The 16813-nt window shown below is 39.2% G+C and carries 10 protein-coding genes, 11 tRNA genes and 2 rRNA genes; 7 read left to right on the forward strand and 16 right to left on the reverse strand.

The window, feature by feature from the left end:
* Positions 1-2 precede the first annotated feature (2 nt).
* From ABC346_RS00005 to ABC346_RS00030, 6 genes are all read right to left on the reverse strand, one after another.
* Positions 3-2924: ribosomal RNA gene (locus ABC346_RS00005) — 23S ribosomal RNA — on the reverse strand.
* Between the two features lie 516 nt (positions 2925-3440).
* A 16S ribosomal RNA gene (locus ABC346_RS00010) occupies positions 3441-5004 on the reverse strand.
* Together the 16S and 23S rRNA genes with 4 tRNA genes alongside form the textbook arrangement of a ribosomal RNA operon.
* A 215-nt stretch (positions 5005-5219) precedes the next feature.
* Positions 5220-5296 (reverse strand) — tRNA-Ile (locus ABC346_RS00015).
* Between the two features lie 5 nt (positions 5297-5301).
* Positions 5302-5375, reverse strand: a tRNA-Gly gene (locus ABC346_RS00020).
* Between the two features lie 28 nt (positions 5376-5403).
* Positions 5404-5480: transfer RNA gene (locus ABC346_RS00025), tRNA-Pro, on the reverse strand.
* Between the two features lies 1 nt (position 5481).
* A tRNA-Arg gene (locus ABC346_RS00030) sits at positions 5482-5558 on the reverse strand.
* 372 nt (positions 5559-5930) lie between these two features.
* On the opposite strand from ABC346_RS00030, the gene ABC346_RS00035 reads away from it, so the two are divergent.
* The 4 genes from ABC346_RS00035 (at position 5931) to ABC346_RS00050 (ending at position 8988) form a co-directional block, all read left to right on the forward strand.
* The gene (locus ABC346_RS00035) at positions 5931-6245 is read left to right on the forward strand and encodes a PadR family transcriptional regulator (RefSeq protein WP_413232944.1); all 315 of its coding nucleotides are present in this window, start codon (positions 5931-5933) and stop codon (positions 6243-6245) included.
* Positions 6246-6806 (forward strand): HAAS signaling domain-containing protein, encoded by a 561-nt coding sequence (locus ABC346_RS00040; protein WP_413232945.1) that lies wholly within the window; start codon positions 6246-6248, stop codon positions 6804-6806.
* Complete coding sequence (locus ABC346_RS00045) at positions 6799-7647, forward strand: DUF4097 family beta strand repeat-containing protein (protein WP_413232946.1); 849 nt, start codon at positions 6799-6801, stop codon at positions 7645-7647. Before ABC346_RS00040 ends, ABC346_RS00045 begins: the two co-directional genes overlap by 8 nt.
* A 369-nt stretch (positions 7648-8016) precedes the next feature.
* Positions 8017-8988, forward strand: coding sequence for a phosphotransferase (locus ABC346_RS00050; RefSeq protein WP_413232947.1), 972 nt, complete (start codon positions 8017-8019; stop codon positions 8986-8988).
* Between the two features lie 95 nt (positions 8989-9083).
* On the opposite strand, the gene ABC346_RS00055 is transcribed toward ABC346_RS00050, so the two are convergent.
* Entirely contained in the window at positions 9084-9716 is a 633-nt protein-coding gene (locus ABC346_RS00055; RefSeq protein WP_413232948.1) for a pentapeptide repeat-containing protein, read from the reverse strand.
* Positions 9717-10380: 664 nt separating this feature from the next.
* Here ABC346_RS00055 and ABC346_RS00060 point away from each other — a divergent pair.
* Together ABC346_RS00060 and ABC346_RS00065 are read left to right on the forward strand one after the other, a co-directional pair.
* Positions 10381-10695 (forward strand): ArsR/SmtB family transcription factor, encoded by a 315-nt coding sequence (locus tag ABC346_RS00060; protein WP_413232949.1) that lies wholly within the window; start codon positions 10381-10383, stop codon positions 10693-10695.
* A gap of 57 nt (positions 10696-10752) precedes the next feature.
* Positions 10753-11157, forward strand: coding sequence for an ArsI/CadI family heavy metal resistance metalloenzyme (locus tag ABC346_RS00065; protein ID WP_413232950.1), 405 nt, complete (start codon positions 10753-10755; stop codon positions 11155-11157).
* Positions 11158-11446: 289 nt separating this feature from the next.
* Here ABC346_RS00065 and ABC346_RS00070 read toward each other — a convergent pair.
* The 8 genes from ABC346_RS00070 to ABC346_RS00105 all read right to left on the reverse strand — a co-directional run bounded on the left by ABC346_RS00070 (position 11447) and on the right by ABC346_RS00105 (position 12758).
* A tRNA-Leu gene (locus ABC346_RS00070) sits at positions 11447-11530 on the reverse strand.
* A 4-nt stretch (positions 11531-11534) separates the two neighbouring features.
* Positions 11535-11610 (reverse strand) — tRNA-Lys (locus tag ABC346_RS00075).
* Positions 11611-11674: 64 nt separating this feature from the next.
* Positions 11675-11749: transfer RNA gene (locus tag ABC346_RS00080), tRNA-Gln, on the reverse strand.
* 5 nt (positions 11750-11754) lie between these two features.
* A tRNA-Asp gene (locus ABC346_RS00085) sits at positions 11755-11831 on the reverse strand.
* A 23-nt stretch (positions 11832-11854) separates the two neighbouring features.
* A tRNA-Glu gene (locus ABC346_RS00090) sits at positions 11855-11926 on the reverse strand.
* Between the two features lie 19 nt (positions 11927-11945).
* Positions 11946-12036, reverse strand: a tRNA-Ser gene (locus tag ABC346_RS00095).
* A 5-nt stretch (positions 12037-12041) separates the two neighbouring features.
* Positions 12042-12116 (reverse strand) — tRNA-Asn (locus tag ABC346_RS00100).
* A gap of 189 nt (positions 12117-12305) precedes the next feature.
* Positions 12306-12758: a SprT family protein gene (locus ABC346_RS00105; protein ID WP_413232951.1), complete on the reverse strand. Its 453-nt coding sequence runs from the start codon at positions 12756-12758 to the stop codon at positions 12306-12308.
* A 314-nt stretch (positions 12759-13072) separates the two neighbouring features.
* Here ABC346_RS00105 and ABC346_RS00110 point away from each other — a divergent pair, with 314 nt between their 5' ends.
* Complete coding sequence (locus ABC346_RS00110; RefSeq protein WP_413232952.1) at positions 13073-14557, forward strand: catalase; 1485 nt, start codon at positions 13073-13075, stop codon at positions 14555-14557.
* Positions 14558-14603: 46 nt separating this feature from the next.
* On the opposite strand, the gene ABC346_RS00115 is transcribed toward ABC346_RS00110, so the two are convergent.
* Positions 14604-16778: a Tex family protein gene (locus ABC346_RS00115; protein ID WP_413232953.1), complete on the reverse strand. Its 2175-nt coding sequence runs from the start codon at positions 16776-16778 to the stop codon at positions 14604-14606.
* Positions 16779-16813 lie beyond the last annotated feature (35 nt).

Consider the following 16813-nt stretch of genomic DNA (forward strand, 5'->3'; position numbering starts at 1 on the left):
ACTTAGATAAGTCCTCGATCAATTAGTATCCGTCAGCTGCACGTGTCACCACGCTTCCACCTCGGACCTATCAACCTCATCGTCTCTGAGGGATCTTACTCACTCGAAGTGATGGGAAGTTTCATCTTGAGGGGGGCTTCATGCTTAGATGCTTTCAGCACTTATCCTTTCCACACGTAGCTACCCAGCCATGCTCCTGGCGGAACAACTGGTACACCAGCGGTGTGTCCATCCCGGTCCTCTCGTACTAAGGACAGCTCCTCTCAAACTTCCAACGCCCACGACGGATAGGGACCGAACTGTCTCACGACGTTCTGAACCCAGCTCGCGTACCGCTTTAATGGGCGAACAGCCCAACCCTTGGGACCGACTACAGCCCCAGGATGCGATGAGCCGACATCGAGGTGCCAAACCTCCCCGTCGATGTGAACTCTTGGGGGAGATAAGCCTGTTATCCCCGGGGTAGCTTTTATCCGTTGAGCGATGGCCCTTCCATGCGGAACCACCGGATCACTAAGCCCGACTTTCGTCCCTGCTCGACTTGTAGGTCTCGCAGTCAAGCTCCCTTCTGCCTTTACACTCTACGAATGATTTCCAACCATTCTGAGGGAACCTTTGGGCGCCTCCGTTACTCTTTGGGAGGCGACCGCCCCAGTCAAACTGCCCGCCTGACACTGTCTCCGAACCGGATCACGGTCCTGGGTTAGAATGTTCATACAGCGAGGGTGGTATCCCACGGGTGCCTCCACGTAAGCTAGCGCTCACGCTTCAAAGGCTCCCACCTATCCTGTACAAGCTGCACAAACATTCAATATCAGGCTACAGTAAAGCTCCACGGGGTCTTTCCGTCCTGTCGCGGGTAATGCGCATCTTCACGCATAGTATAATTTCACCGGGTCTCTCGTTGAGACAGTGCCCAAGTCGTTGCACCTTTCGTGCGGGTCGGAACTTACCCGACAAGGAATTTCGCTACCTTAGGACCGTTATAGTTACGGCCGCCGTTTACTGGGGCTTCGGTTCAAAGCTTCGCTCCGAAGAGCTAACTCGTCCCCTTAACCTTCCAGCACCGGGCAGGTGTCAGCCCCTATACTTCGCCTTTCGGCTTCGCAGAGACCTGTGTTTTTGCTAAACAGTCGCTTGGGCCTATTCACTGCGGCTCCTCCTATGAAGGAGCACCCCTTCTCCCGAAGTTACGGGGTCATTTTGCCGAGTTCCTTAACGAGAGTTCTCCCGCTCACCTTAGGATTCTCTCCTCGCCTACCTGTGTCGGTTTGCGGTACGGGCACCTATGATCTAACTAGAGGCTTTTCTTGGCAGTGTGAAATCCGGAACTTCGGTACTCAATTTCCCTCCCCATCACAGCTTGAAATTGCCAGACGGATTTGCCTATCTGACTTTCTCACTGCTTGGGCGCACACGTCCATCGGTGCGCATTCCTTATCCTACTGCGTCCCCCCATCGCTCAAACAATCATGAGGTGGTACAGGAATATCTACCTGTTGTCCATCGCCTACGCCTGTCGGCCTCGGCTTAGGTCCCGACTAACCCTGAGAGGACGAGCCTTCCTCAGGAAACCTTAGGCATTCGGTGAAAGAGATTCTCACTCTTTTTTCGCTACTCATACCGGCATTCTCACTTCTAAGCGCTCCACCAGTCCTCACGGTCTGACTTCACAGCACTTAGAACGCTCTCCTACCATTGTTCGTAAGAACAATCCGCAGCTTCGGTGATACGTTTAGCCCCGGTACATTTTCGGCGCAGAGTCACTCGACCAGTGAGCTATTACGCACTCTTTAAATGGTGGCTGCTTCTAAGCCAACATCCTGGTTGTCTGGGCAACTCCACATCCTTTTCCACTTAACGTATACTTTGGGACCTTAGCTGGCGGTCTGGGCTGTTTCCCTTTCGACTATGAACCTTATCACCCATAGTCTGACTCCCAAGTTTAAGTAACTGGCATTCGGAGTTTGACTGAATTCGGTAACCCGGTAGGGGCCCCTAGTCCAATCAGTGCTCTACCTCCAGTACTCATCATCTTGAGGCTAGCCCTAAAGCTATTTCGGAGAGAACCAGCTATCTCCGTGTTCGATTGGCATTTCACCCCTACCCACACCTCATCCCCGCATTTTTCAACATACGTGGGTTCGGGCCTCCAGTCAGTGTTACCTGACCTTCACCCTGGACATGGGTAGATCACACGGTTTCGGGTCTACGACCACATACTATATTCGCCCTATTCAGACTCGCTTTCGCTGCGGCTCCGTGTCTTCCACTTAACCTTGCATGAGATCGTAACTCGCCGGTCCATTCTACAAAAGGTACGCCGTCACCCATTAACGGGCTTCGACTACTTGTAGGCACACGGTTTCAGGTTCTATTTCACTCCCCTTCCGGGGTGCTTTTCACCTTTCCCTCACGGTACTGGTTCACTATCGGTCACTAGGGAGTATTTAGCCTTGGGAGATGGTCCTCCCGGATTCCGACGGAATTCCACGTGTTCCGCCGTACTCAGGATACACTCCGGAGGAAATTCCTTTTCAATTACAGGGCTGTTACCTTCTTCGGCTGACCTTTCCAGATCGATTCATTTAAAGAATTTCTTTGTAACTCCAAAGGAGTGTCCTACAACCCCAGAAAGCAAGCTTTCTGGTTTGGGCTCTTTCCGTTTCGCTCGCCGCTACTCAGGAAATCGAGGTTTCTTTCTCTTCCTCCAGGTACTGAGATGTTTCAGTTCCCCGGGTCTGCTCCCTATACCCTATGTATTGAGGTATAGGTACTGCTCCATTACGAACAGTGGGTTTCCCCATTCGGAAATCCCCGGATCAAAGTTTACTTACAACTCCCCGAGGCATATCGGTGTTAGTCCCGTCCTTCTTCAGCTCCTAGTGCCAAGGCATCCACCGTGCGCCCTTATTCACTTAACTAAGTTATTTCAGTAAATAAGCGTGCTAATTTAATAGCCTTGTTTCAATCCAGCTTCAGCTCCTAGTGACTAGTGTAACTTCCTTCTCCTCCGTACGATAAGTCAACATCGATTCACTATCGTTCATCGTGTTTCCTTTATCTCCTTCGGTTCAGTCCAGTTCATACGTCACTGAACAGTCGCTTCAGCTTTCTGTTTTTTGATGTCGTTGTTACTCTTATTTAGTTTTCAAGGTACAAACTTCCACACGGATGTGGTGGCTTCTGTGTTGTCACAGGACGTGACGTTCTTAACAGAAGTTCATTATTTCGAGAGATTGCTCTCTCAAAACTGAACCAAACAACCAAGTACGATTCCGTTAATAGTCTAGTTCCGGCGCCTATCGACTAGCAGATTTCGAATTCCATCCTACGATAAGTCAACATCGAATTACATTCGTGTTTCCTTTATCTCGTCTGGAGTTCTCCAATCTGTACGTCGATAAGCAAGGCGCCTGCACTTCCTATATTATCCTTAGAAAGGAGGTGATCCAGCCGCACCTTCCGATACGGCTACCTTGTTACGACTTCACCCCAATCATTAGTCCCACCTTCGGCGGCTGGCTCCAAAAGGTTACCTCACCGACTTCGGGTGTTACCAACTCTCGTGGTGTGACGGGCGGTGTGTACAAGGCCCGGGAACGTATTCACCGCGGCATGCTGATCCGCGATTACTAGCGATTCCGGCTTCATGTAGGCGAGTTGCAGCCTACAATCCGAACTGAGAATGGTTTTGTGGGATTTGCTTGACCTCACGGGTTCGCTTCCCTTTGTTCCATCCATTGTAGCACGTGTGTAGCCCAGGTCATAAGGGGCATGATGATTTGACGTCATCCCCACCTTCCTCCGGTTTGTCACCGGCAGTCACCTTAGAGTGCCCAACTAAATGCTGGCAACTAAGATCAAGGGTTGCGCTCGTTGCGGGACTTAACCCAACATCTCACGACACGAGCTGACGACAACCATGCACCACCTGTCACTCTGTCCCCGAAGGGAAAACTCTATCTCTAGAGTGTTCAGAGGATGTCAAGACCTGGTAAGGTTCTTCGCGTTGCTTCGAATTAAACCACATGCTCCACCGCTTGTGCGGGCCCCCGTCAATTCTTTTGAGTTTCAGCCTTGCGGCCGTACTCCCCAGGCGGAGTGCTTAATGCGTTAACTTCAGCACTAAGGGGCGGAAACCCCCTAACACCTAGCACTCATCGTTTACGGCGTGGACTACCAGGGTATCTAATCCTGTTCGCTCCCCACGCTTTCGCTCCTCAGCGTCAGTTACAGACCAGAGAGTCGCCTTCGCCACTGGTGTTCCTCCACATCTCTACGCATTTCACCGCTACACGTGGAATTCCACTCTCCTCTTCTGCACTCAAGTTCTCCAGTTTCCAATGCACGTTTACGGTTGAGCCGTAAGATTTCACATCAGACTTAAAGAACCGCCTGCGAGCGCTTTACGCCCAATAATTCCGGACAACGCTTGCCACCTACGTATTACCGCGGCTGCTGGCACGTAGTTAGCCGTGGCTTTCTGGTTAGGTACCGTCAAGGTGCCATCAGTTACTATGGCACTTGTTCTTCCCTAACAACAGAGTTTTACGATCCGAAAACCTTCATCACTCACGCGGCGTTGCTCCGTCAGACTTTCGTCCATTGCGGAAGATTCCCTACTGCTGCCTCCCGTAGGAGTCTGGGCCGTGTCTCAGTCCCAGTGTGGCCGATCACCCTCTCAGGTCGGCTACGCATCGTCGCCTTGGTAAGCCGTTACCTTACCAACTAGCTAATGCGCCGCAGGCCCATCTGTAAGTGACAGCAAAAGCCGCCTTTCAACTTCTCATCAGGAGATGAAAAGTGTTATCCGGTATTAGCTCGCGTTTCCACGAGTTATCCCAGTCTTACAGGCAGGTTGCCTACGTGTTACTCACCCGTCCGCCGCTCATTCCATTATCGTCACCTCCGAAAAGGATCAGATAACTTCCTGCGCTCGACTTGCATGTATTAGGCACGCCGCCAGCGTTCGTCCTGAGCCAAGATCAAACTCTCCATAAAAGTTGTGTTTCTTGTGCTTCAGAAGTCAACTTCTGACTTCATTTCTTTTTAAGAAAAACGAGGTGTTTTTCTTCTTTCGTACTGGTTGTTTTGTTCAGTTTTCAAAGAGCAATTTCAGTGTCGCTCTCAAAAAAGCGACTTTATAAATATATCATTTCTCTTAAATCCTGTCAACACTTTTCGAAAACTTTTTTTGAAGTGTTTTTTATAAGAAATGGTGGGCCTGAGTGGACTCGAACCACCGACCTCACGCTTATCAGGCGTGCGCTCTAACCAGCTGAGCTACAGGCCCATTTCTGGAGCGGGTGAAGGGAATCGAACCCTCGTCATCAGCTTGGAAGGCTGAGGTTTTACCATTAAACTACACCCGCAGTTATTCAATTAATAATATGTAACTCCTGGTCGGGAAGACAGGATTCGAACCTGCGACCCCTTGGTCCCAAACCAAGTGCTCTACCAAGCTGAGCTACTTCCCGATGGCGCGCCTGAGAGGAGTCGAACCCCTAACCTCTTGATCCGTAGTCAAACGCTCTATCCAATTGAGCTACAGGCGCTTAAAAGCGAACTTTTATATTTTACCATCTTTTCAGTTGGTATGCAACATAAAATATTAAAATATGATAATACTTTTTGTTGTTGTTTGTTGTAATTAATGAATCAACGTTTAATAATATAGCATGTCTCCCCATTCTATGCAAGGGGGTTTTTATTAAAAAAATATTTGGAATTCATTTACTCCTTAATTCATTTCATTAATACTAACAATTGAACATATTGTTGATTAAAGCATGTCCTTTTAATGTACTCCCTCCCTTCAATGCGAATACCTTATTAATTGTGAGTATAATATTTTATATACTACCTTGCATTGAACAGTAGTGAGTGCTATATTATAGTTGTTATCTACAATAAGAAAAGGTGATGTTATGAATGCCCAATTTAAAAAAGGAGTACTCGAGTTGTGTGTTTTAGTACTACTTGAAAAACAAGATCTATATGGCTACGAACTAATCAAACGCATAACAGAGAGAATCGAGATATCTGAAGGGTCGATTTATCCTATTCTCCGCAGAATGCTAAAACAAGAATTCTGTACAACTTACTTACAAGAATCGCTCGAAGGACCGAGTCGCAAATACTATCACTTAACTCCTAATGGCAAAAAGCATTTAATCGCACTGAAGGAAGAGTATAAAACATTTACTAACGGAGTCAATGCTCTTATGAAGGAGGAATTATAATTGGAAAAACGCGAGTTCTTAAAAGAGTTACAAAATCGATTAAATAGTCTTCCTAGTGATGAACAAAACGAAATACTTCAAGATATAGAAGAGCATTTCAATGTTGGTTTAGAAGAAGGCAAAACCGAAACGCAAATTGCTGACTCCCTTGGTTCCCCTCATCAATTGGCAAAAGACATTAAAGCAAATTACCATGTAGAAAAAGCAAAAGAGCATACCTCTACAGAAAATGTATTTAAAGCAACATTGGCTGTAATTGCTTTAGGTTTCCTTAATTTAATTATTGTATTAGGTCCCTTATTAGCGGTTGCAGGAATAATTGTCTCCCTGTGGGGAATAAGCGTTTCATTTATCCTTCAGTTTGTAGCATTAATAGGAAAAATGTTAATAACTCCAGATGCCTTTCAGCTTTTTGAATTATTTTTCTCTATTACTATAGTAGGAATAGGTCTATTTTTAGGTGTTGCAATGTATTATGTTACAAAGTATGCGATTAAAATCTTTATTAAATATTTGAATTATAATGTACGAATTGTTAAAGGTGGTGCTACAAATGACTAGTACTAAGAAAATACTTCTTCTGGCTTCCTTTCTTTTAGTTATTGGAATAATTGGTATCGCCATTACATTTCCTTATGGGAATAAGGAGGGTACACAAGAAACTGAAACTGTTAATATTGAAGAAATGGATTTCAATCAATTGAAAGTCAGTGCGGATAATGCAACAGTCAATATCTTATCTTCTAATGAAGAAAGTCCAAGAGTAGAATATACAAGTAGTAAAGATAATTATGATTTTAATGTAGAAACAAAAGAGAGCACATTAAATATAAATGCCGAAGAAAAAAGATTAGACTTTTTCAATATAGACTTCTTATTATTTGAAACTCCAAGTATACATGTCTACTTGCCAGATAAAGCATTGGAAAATTTACAAACGAAAACAGACAATGGAAAAATAACTGCTTCAAATATAGAAGCAACTAAGATCTATTTGAGTACTGATAACGGGAAAATTAATGCCGAGCAAATTGCATCTGATCTCCACGCAGAAACAAGCAACGGAAAAATTACATTAAACCAAGTAGCTGGAGAAGTAAATGTCACTACAAATAACGGAAAGATAGAAATTCAACAAGCAACAAATAATATCGTAGCAAAAACAGATAACGGCTCTATTACTATAAGCAATGAAAACCTTAATAATCCTATGGATTTACAGACTTCTAATGGTAAAATAATCGTGAATACGGGTACTGAATTAACTAATGCTACACTAGATTTACGTACAGATAATGGAAGCATTACTGTTTTTGGGACAAAAGATTGGGATACCGTGTACGGCAGCGGAGAAAATCTTATAAAAATGCGAACTAATAATGGAAGTATTACTATAGAATAAAGAAAACCACCAAGGATACATTCCTTTGGTGGTTTTTAGGATTTTATAATAATTTAGTTTCGCTTGTTTTCTTTCATTACTCCGATCAATATGTCGTTCTAACTATTATTTTCGATAAAAAGCCAATTAGAAGAAGCATTCTCCCCTTCTTTATTGGTATAAATTTTCTTAATATATACACACAAACTTTATGTATATAGATTTATATTAAATCAAATACTTTCAACTGTTTCCATATTATTATAATTGATTTTACTCATAACTCTTTATAGAATACTAATTACTAAGGAGGGTTTTGTTTGAATAACTTATGTTTAAGTCTGGTTCATACCTTTTCTCAAGAATAAATAATAGAGGAGAGAGTAATAAATGAACTTAAATAAATTTAATCATGTGATGGATGAATACTATGATTTAAAAATTAAACAAATGTCACAACTAACCAATCATGACGTAGCTGTAACATATCACTTGAATACAACTAAGGGAAGTTATGTTCTAAAACGGTTACCGTCATATATTCAAGATACTGAAACAGAGGGAAATTTAGTTAAATTCCTTTATGAAAACGACATTCCTGTAGCACAAATAATTAAATCTAATCGAGGAACATATTCGTTTTCGCTAAATGGAGAAAATTACCATCTGCAAGAATATATACACGGGGATATATATGACTTAAATTGCGGGAATGAATGGTTCAAGGATTTATCCGCTCAAAATTTAGGGAAAATTCAAGATGTATTATCACACATCCCAAAGTTAAAAACAGGCATTATTATTGAGAATTTTTTCACTAATGAACAAATAAATAAAGCTAAACAATCTTATCTCAATACTTTAAGAAAGGCAAAGAAATCTAATGATATTATGACTATACAAGATATTACTAATCGATTAGAATATCTAAAAACAATTAGAAACTTTACTTTTGATTATTCTAAGTTTACCTGTACTAATTCTCATGGAGATTATTATACTTCTCAATTAATATATAATGATAAAAAAATATATACAATTGATTGGACAGATGCTTGTCACTTACCGGCTTCTTGGGAATTAATTATGTCATTCGCTTATACGGACCCTAAAGCTAAGAGCGGAGAAATAGAATCTAATTCACTTAAACGTTATATAGATAGCTATTCAAAAAATTTTTCTCTTAATAAGTACGACTTGTTTAATATGTCCTATCTATATTTCTTTCAGTTGGCAGTCAGTAATTTTTATGAACCGTATGAGCAACTACCAAGAGAATATTTAGAAATTGCTAGACTCACTACTAGGCAGTTAGCATGGCTAAATACGAATGTCGATTCTTTAGCATCTCAATTAGTTTAAATACAATTAAAACCCGTGATTTTCACGGGTTTTTTATTTTAAAATACAATTGAGGATAGATACATATTGTTTAATTGGATTATTATATCTCAATTCTATTTAATTTGTAGACCTAATAACGAAGCAAATTGTATCGCTTGAGACGATGATACTATACATCCTTTTAAATTCTCCATTGAAACTGTTAAAAAATTAAAATCGGATGTACTTATGTCAATTCCTTTTAACGATGTCTCTTCAAAGTTTGCACCATTGAGATTGCATGAAAGAAATTCTACTTTTTTTAGTTTACAGTCAAAAAGGTCAGCACTTTCTAACTCATTATTTTCAAAAATCACCTTTTCAAGTTTCGAGCTACCCAACATAACCATGTTAAGAATCGATTCCCGAAATCTTGTATTACCGATATAAGACTCAGTTAAGTTGCTACCAAGTAACTTACAATTAAGAAACTCAACTCGATTCATAGAGGCATTACTCAAATTAGCATTGGATAAATCACAATTCTCAAAGCACACATCAGTAAGATCTATTCGGCTGAAGTCTGTATTTATAAAATTACAGTTTCTAATCACTGTTTTATATAATCGCACTCGATCAAGTACTTCATCGACAAATTCAGAATCGGTAACCATACACATTTCAAATTCCGTATTTTCTTCAAAAAAAATATCTGTAAATCTTCTCACTGTTAGATCTTCAGGGATTTTGGGTGTGTCAATTTTCACTGTACATCAACCTTCTTTCAGAAGAATTTATTTCATTTATAAACTTTCTAGATAAAAATATAAGGGAACGCACGTTCTTTTTCAAGGCTTGACTTTACTACATTTTCTGATACACAGTACTCATAAATAGTATCTTCTTTCTTTTGATGGAACCGATATTTTTTATATTCAAAATAATAAAATTAAGGTTTATTGGGTCTCCTCTGACGTTATAGATTTTATGAATCAACTAGAAGTATTTTAGTGAATTTTTTCTTTTAAATTTATTTTATGGTGAATTTTGTTGTAAAACTATTTTTTGCGAGTAATATAGGTACAAAATACCAACGGACGAAGTTCATCCATTGATATCACTAGTTTTATTAAGATGCGGTCAGTGGGATTTGAACCCACAGGGGCTATACGTCCACTAGCCCTCTAGATTGAGAGGTATCAATTATGGAATACACATCTTTTATTTAATCGCATTTCATATCGCCAGTTTTGTATAAACTCTAATGTCAATCTTTTCATAAATAATTTATTTTGTAGAACCTTATTAAACTAAAACTCTAGTTAGTTAAATAAAAAACACACCTATTAATCAAAAAAAGTTGATTTATACTTTGGAAAGTGTTATTTTTATATTAATCAATAATATTTGATTAAAGGAGGTTTACCTCTCATGAAAAATATAAATAATAGGTTAACAACTGATGAACTAGCCACATATGAAAAACAGTTTAAAGCATTAGCCGATACAAGGAGGCTACATTTATTAAACTTATTAAGCATCCAAGGAGAAATGTGCGTTTGTGATTTGACCGAAGAATTAGATATACCGCAATCCAAACTTTCTTATCATCTAAAAATTATGACAGATGCTAATATCCTACACAAAGAAACGAGAGGGACTTGGAGTTATTATCGCATTAATAATGAGCATGTAGACTCTATTCTTTCGGAACAGCTATGTTGTATCTTAAAACCGTCTAAATAACGGTTTTAATTTATATATAATTAATCAAAAAAAGTTGATGAAGGAGTGTTTGCGTTAATGAATGTACACATTGGTTTAAATGTGAAAGACTTAGAAGAAAGCAAGGTATTTTACCAAAAACTGTTTAGTGTCGCCCCTGCAAAAGAAAAAGATGGGTATGTAAAGTTTTTGACTACCGAGCCAAATCTTAATCTAACACTAACAAAAGTTGAAGATGTTCAAGGGAACAATATTAATCACTTAGGTGTTCAAGTGATCTCAAAAGAAGAAGTGTTAATGCATAAAGCACGCTTAGAAAAGGAAGGTTTTTTTGCAAGAGAAGAAATGAATACAACTTGTTGTTATGCGATTCAAGACAAGTTTTGGGTAACCGACCCTGATGGAAATGAGTGGGAGTATTTTTATACAAAACAAAATGTTGATAAAAAAGATAATTCCTCTTGTTGTGTAACGGTAAATTAAATAATCCATTAAAAAAATTATATAAAATAAAAAAGCACTCAATTACGAGTGCTTTTTCTTTGCTTATTGCACTATCCAGCCCCGTTAACTAAGTAGAATCTAAAGTTCATCCATAAAAATGTACATCATCTTTTAATTTTACTTTCACTGACAAATTTAGACTGGTACGATGAAGTTAATAGATTGGGCACTTAGAAAGTATAGAACGAACAAGAATTCTTATTATTTTCGAATACAAAAAAATACCAACGGAACTTCATCCATTGGTATTACTGGTTTCATAAGTAGATGCGGTCAGTGGGATTTGAACCCACACGGGCTATACGCCCACTAGGCCCTCAACCTAGCGCGTCTGCCATTCCGCCACGACCGCAAAATGGTGAGCCATGAAGGATTCGAACCTTCGACCCTCTGATTAAAAGTCAGATGCTCTACCGACTGAGCTAATGGCTCTTATATAAAAAACAATAAAAAAATACTATTAATGCTAATAGTATTGTACCTTCAAAATAATAAATGGCTGGGCCACCAGGATTCGAACCTGGGGTACACGGGATCAAAACCCGATGCCTTACCGCTTGGCTATGGCCCAACTTATGGCGGTCCGGACGGGACTCGAACCCGCGACCTCCTGCGTGACAGGCAGGCATTCTAACCAACTGAACTACCGGACCAATATTTATTTTATTTAGAAGGATGACCCGTACGGGATTCGAACCCGTGTTACCGCCGTGAAAGGGCGGTGTCTTAACCGCTTGACCAACGGGCCATTATTTAAGTAAAAGTAATGGCGGAGAAGGAGGGATTTGAACCCTCGCGCCGCGTAAACGGCCTACACCCTTAGCAGGGGCGCCTCTTCAGCCACTTGAGTACTTCTCCCTTAATGGCTCCACAGGTAGGATTCGAACCTACGACCGATCGGTTAACAGCCGATTGCTCTACCACTGAGCTACTGTGGAATAATTATTATGTATTGCGTAACTGAATTATTACGGCAACGAAAAATATCATACTACATATTTTGCCGATTGTCAACAAGTTAATACATTTTTTAAAAACGTTTCTTCGCCTACTTGTTTTCTCAACTTGTCAGCTTTATTAATTTAACACGGAAAGATATTTATCGTCAATACTTCTTTTGAAAAAAATTAAATTTCCTTTAAACTCCCCCTACATTTCCCACATCTATACTTTCTCATATTTACTTTTCTTATTCTTTTGTAGACAAACCCACATCGATTACATTGATATTTATAAAGATACTCTCTCTGTTGTGATGGTAATGGCGAACAATGTCTTGGAGATCCAGTAGCTTTTAAAAGTTCTTTAAATTCACGATCTCCATGTTTATATCCTTTTCCTTCTATATGAAGATGATAATGACATAATTCATGCTTTATTATCCCATAAAACTCTTCTTTATTACTCTCTATTACATACTTTGGGTTCAATTCAATTACTTTTTTACTCGGTAGGTATCTGCCACCAGTAGTTCTTAAACGTGAATTGAAATACACCTTATCTACAAAAGGTTTATTAAAATACGTTAAGGATAGCTTATCGACTAATTCAAACAATTCAATATCACTAGGAAGTCTCATTAAAATCTCTCCTTACCTTATCAATAAACTATTCTTTTAGTTTAATATAATGAGAAATTATTTGCAGTAATTTGTATCATTTCCTATTATATGTACTAAGAAGATTACCATTTAACTCGACAAATTTGATTTGCTTGGAAAATAAGGTAAATGTATGATATCAGTGATTCCGAGAACTCTCAATTAATAGAGAAAATGTTTGTCCTTAAACCAATTCAGTATTTGATCTATTTGTTATTTAAAATAATTGTAATTAAATATTGATTTTTATCTGGAATATATTATAATATTAATTGTAGATGATTTAATACTTAATGAAAGAGAGGAGATTTACATTGAGTAATAAGAAAAACACATTAACAACTGCTGCTGGAGCACCAGTAGGCGATAACCAAAACTCAATTACAGCTGGACATAATGGACCTACACTACTACAAGATTTTCATTTACTAGAGAAACTTGCTCATTTTAATAGAGAACGTATTCCTGAACGTGTTGTACACGCAAAAGGTGCAGGTGCACATGGATACTTCGAAGTTACAAATGACGAAATATCAAAATATACAAAAGCTGATTTCCTCAGTGAAAAAGGTAAACGCACAGACATGTTTATCCGCTTCTCTACAGTTGCTGGTGAACTAGGATCTGCAGACACTGTACGTGACCCACGTGGTTTCGCAGTTAAATTTTATACTGATGAAGGTAACTATGATTTAGTTGGTAATAATACACCAATCTTTTTCATTCGTGATGCAATTAAATTTCCAGATTTTATTCACACACAAAAACGTAACCCACAAACTCATTTAAAAGATAAAGACATGGTATGGGATTTCTGGTCATTATCACCAGAATCATTACACCAAGTTACATACCTTCATAGTGACCGTGGTATTCCGGCTACTTTACGCCACATGAATGGATATGGAAGTCATACATTTAAATGGGTTAATGCAGAAGGAGAAGCATTCTGGGTTAAATACCACTTTATTAGTGAACAAGGTATTAAAAACTTAGATCCTGCATTAGCAGATAAAATCGCTGGTGAAAACCCTGATTATCATACAGAAGATTTATTTAATGCAATTGAAGAAGGGGACCACCCTGCTTGGAAACTATATGTACAAATTATGCCTTATGAAGATGCAAAAACGTACAAATGGGATCCATTTGATGTAACAAAAATCTGGTCTAAAAAAGACTATCCACGTATTGAAGTTGGACGTATGGTATTAAATCGTAATCCGGAGAACTACTTTGCAGAAGTAGAACAAGCTGCTTTCTCACCTGGTCAATTCGTACCTGGAATTGAAGCATCTCCAGATAAAATGCTTCAAGGTCGTTTATTCGGTTACTCTGATGCACATCGCTACCGTCTAGGAGCAAACCATCATAGTATTCCAGTAAACCGTCCTAAAAACGAAGTAAATAACTATCAACGTGATGGCTACATGAGCGTAGATGGTAATGGCGGTAACAAACCAAATTATGAACCAAATAGCGTAAATGGTCCAACAGAAGATAATGAAACTAAAATCAACCCATTTGAAGTATATGGTCAAGCAGATAGTGTAACTTACGACAGTGATGATCATTATACTCAAGCTGGCGATCTTTATCGCCTTATGTCAGCAGATGAAAAAGATCGTCTAGTTGAAGCATTTGTAGGTCATATGACTCCAGTTACAAAAGATGAAATCAAACTTCGTCAAATTGAGCATATCTATAAAGCAGACGCTGAATGGGGAGAGCGCGTAGCTCAAGGACTTGGATTACAAGTTCCCGAAAGCGTAAAATAATTATTGTTTAATATTAAAGCATGGCTCTAAAAAAGAGCCATGCTTTTTATTTATCGTCATTTCTGACCATCGTTAATGCAATTCGACCTTTTTGTACATCAACTTGATCAACCCAGACTGTCACTACATCTCCAACTGAAGCAATATCCATGGGATGTTTAACGAATTGCTTCGACATCTTGGAAATATGCACAAGTCCATCTTGTTTCACACCAATATCAACAAAAACGCCAAAATCTACTACATTTCTCACTGTTCCTTGTAGTTCCATACCTGGTTTTAGATCTTCCATATTCATAACGTTTTTCTTTAATAATGGTTGTGGAAAGTCATCACGTGGATCTCTTCCTGGTTTTCCTAATGCTTCCATTATATCTTCTAGCGTTGGTAATCCTATATTTAACTTCTCAGCAGTAGCTTTTTTATCTAAATTATTTAGCTCCTGTTGTAATTTTTCACTACCAATATCATTCTCCGTATAACCTAACATTTGTAGTAATTTTTTTGTCTGATCATAGCTTTCCGGGTGAATTGGAGTGCGATCGAGAACAGTATCTCCATCAGGAATTCTCAAGAACCCTATTGCTTGCTCATACGTTTTCGCTCCTAGTCTTGGAATTTTCTTTAATTGCTTACGGTTCGTAAATTTCCCCTCTTCATTTCGTTGTTTCACTACATTATTCGCGACGGTTTTACTTAAACCAGATACATATTGCAATAACGAAGATGAAGCTGTATTGACATTTACACCTACTTGGTTAACCGCTGTTTCTACTACGAATGACAACGAACCGGATAACTCTTTTTGACTAACATCATGCTGGTATTGACCTACACCAATCGATTTCGGGTCAATCTTTACGAGTTCTGCTAATGGGTCTTGTACACGTCGCGCGATAGACACAGCACTTCTTTCTTCTACTTGTAAGTCTGGGAACTCTTCTCTAGCAAGAGGAGATGCGGAATAAACACTTGCTCCAGCTTCATTGACAATAATATATGGAAGGTCCAATTCTTTATTTCTTATAACATCGGAAATAAATTGCTCTGTTTCACGAGAAGCCGTTCCATTCCCAATAGCAACTAATTCAACACTAAACTGTTCAATAAGTTGTAAAACGACTTTTTCTGCTCCTTTGATATCATTTTTAGGAGCTGTTGGATAAATTACTCCAATATGATGTACCTTTCCCGTCTCGTCTACTACAGCTAGTTTACATCCTGTTCTAAATGCAGGGTCCACACCTAAGACAACTTTTCCTTTCAATGGTGGTTGTAATAAAAGGTTCTTCAAATTAACAGAAAATACCTCAATAGCCTGGGCCTCTGCTTTCTCTGTGAGTTCATTACGAATCTCTCGTTCGATAGATGGCTGGATAAGACGCTTATAGCTATCCTCCGCTGCCACTTTCAAAGAATTGGTAAGTTGCTCATTAATATTGTTCTTTATAGTTTGTTTTTCTAGATAAGATATAATTTGATCAACAGGAGGTTCAATTTGCACTTTTAATATCTTTTCTTTTTCTCCTCTGTTCAAGGCCAAAATTCGATGAGAAACTAAAGATCGAACTGCTTCACTATAGGAATAGTACATTTCATATATTCCTTTTTCATCATCTTCTTGTTTCTTCACTTCAGATTGAATAAGCCCGCGCTTAAATGTAATATCACGAATATAATCACGGTATTTGGCATCGTCGGATATCCATTCTGCGATAATATCATTGACTCCTTGCAATACATCCTCTATTGTATGTAATTCATATTCCTGAGAAAAATATTGCTTTGCCTCTTCTTGTAAATTAACATCTTTCTCTTGTGACCAAACGAGTAACGCGAAAGGTTCTAAGCCTTTTTCTTTTGCTATAGTTGCTCTCGTCCTGCGTTTTTGCTTATAGGGACGATATAAATCTTCCACTCGTTGTAATTGCGTAGCAGCTTTTATATCATTCTCTAGTTCCTTGGTGAGTTTTCCTTGTTCTTCAATGATTCTTAATACCTCTTGCTTACGTTCAGAGAGGTTAACCACATAATTCCATTTGTCTTGAATTGACTTAATTTTTACTTCATCTAATCCGCCTGTTACTTCTTTACGGTACCTTGCGATGAAAGGAACGGTATTACCTTCATCCAGTAATGCAATTACTTTTTCAACAGTAGATGTTCCTACTCCGGTTTCATCCGTTACCATTTTTAATAAACTTTTATCTATTTCAGACATTACTACTCCTCCTTGAATATACTATCTATTTTATC

The organism is Oceanobacillus phoenicis (genome assembly GCF_047238145.1).
Lineage (GTDB): Bacteria > Bacillota > Bacilli > Bacillales > Amphibacillaceae > Oceanobacillus.

Bases quoted from the DNA above. Each gene is read 5' to 3' on its own strand.
- ABC346_RS00105 (WP_413232951.1), bottom strand. From the start codon at position 12,758: ATGAGACTTCCTAGTGATATTGAATTGTTTGAATTAGTCGATAAGCTA.
- ABC346_RS00050 (WP_413232947.1), top strand. From the start codon at position 8,017: ATGAACTTAAATAAATTTAATCATGTGATGGATGAATACTATGATTTA.
- ABC346_RS00065 (WP_413232950.1), top strand. From the start codon at position 10,753: ATGAATGTACACATTGGTTTAAATGTGAAAGACTTAGAAGAAAGCAAG.
- ABC346_RS00060 (WP_413232949.1), top strand. From the start codon at position 10,381: ATGAAAAATATAAATAATAGGTTAACAACTGATGAACTAGCCACATAT.
- ABC346_RS00035 (WP_413232944.1), top strand. From the start codon at position 5,931: ATGAATGCCCAATTTAAAAAAGGAGTACTCGAGTTGTGTGTTTTAGTA.
- ABC346_RS00045 (WP_413232946.1), top strand. From the start codon at position 6,799: ATGACTAGTACTAAGAAAATACTTCTTCTGGCTTCCTTTCTTTTAGTT.
- ABC346_RS00110 (WP_413232952.1), top strand. From the start codon at position 13,073: ATGAAAGAGAGGAGATTTACATTGAGTAATAAGAAAAACACATTAACA.
- ABC346_RS00115 (WP_413232953.1), bottom strand. From the start codon at position 16,778: ATGTCTGAAATAGATAAAAGTTTATTAAAAATGGTAACGGATGAAACC.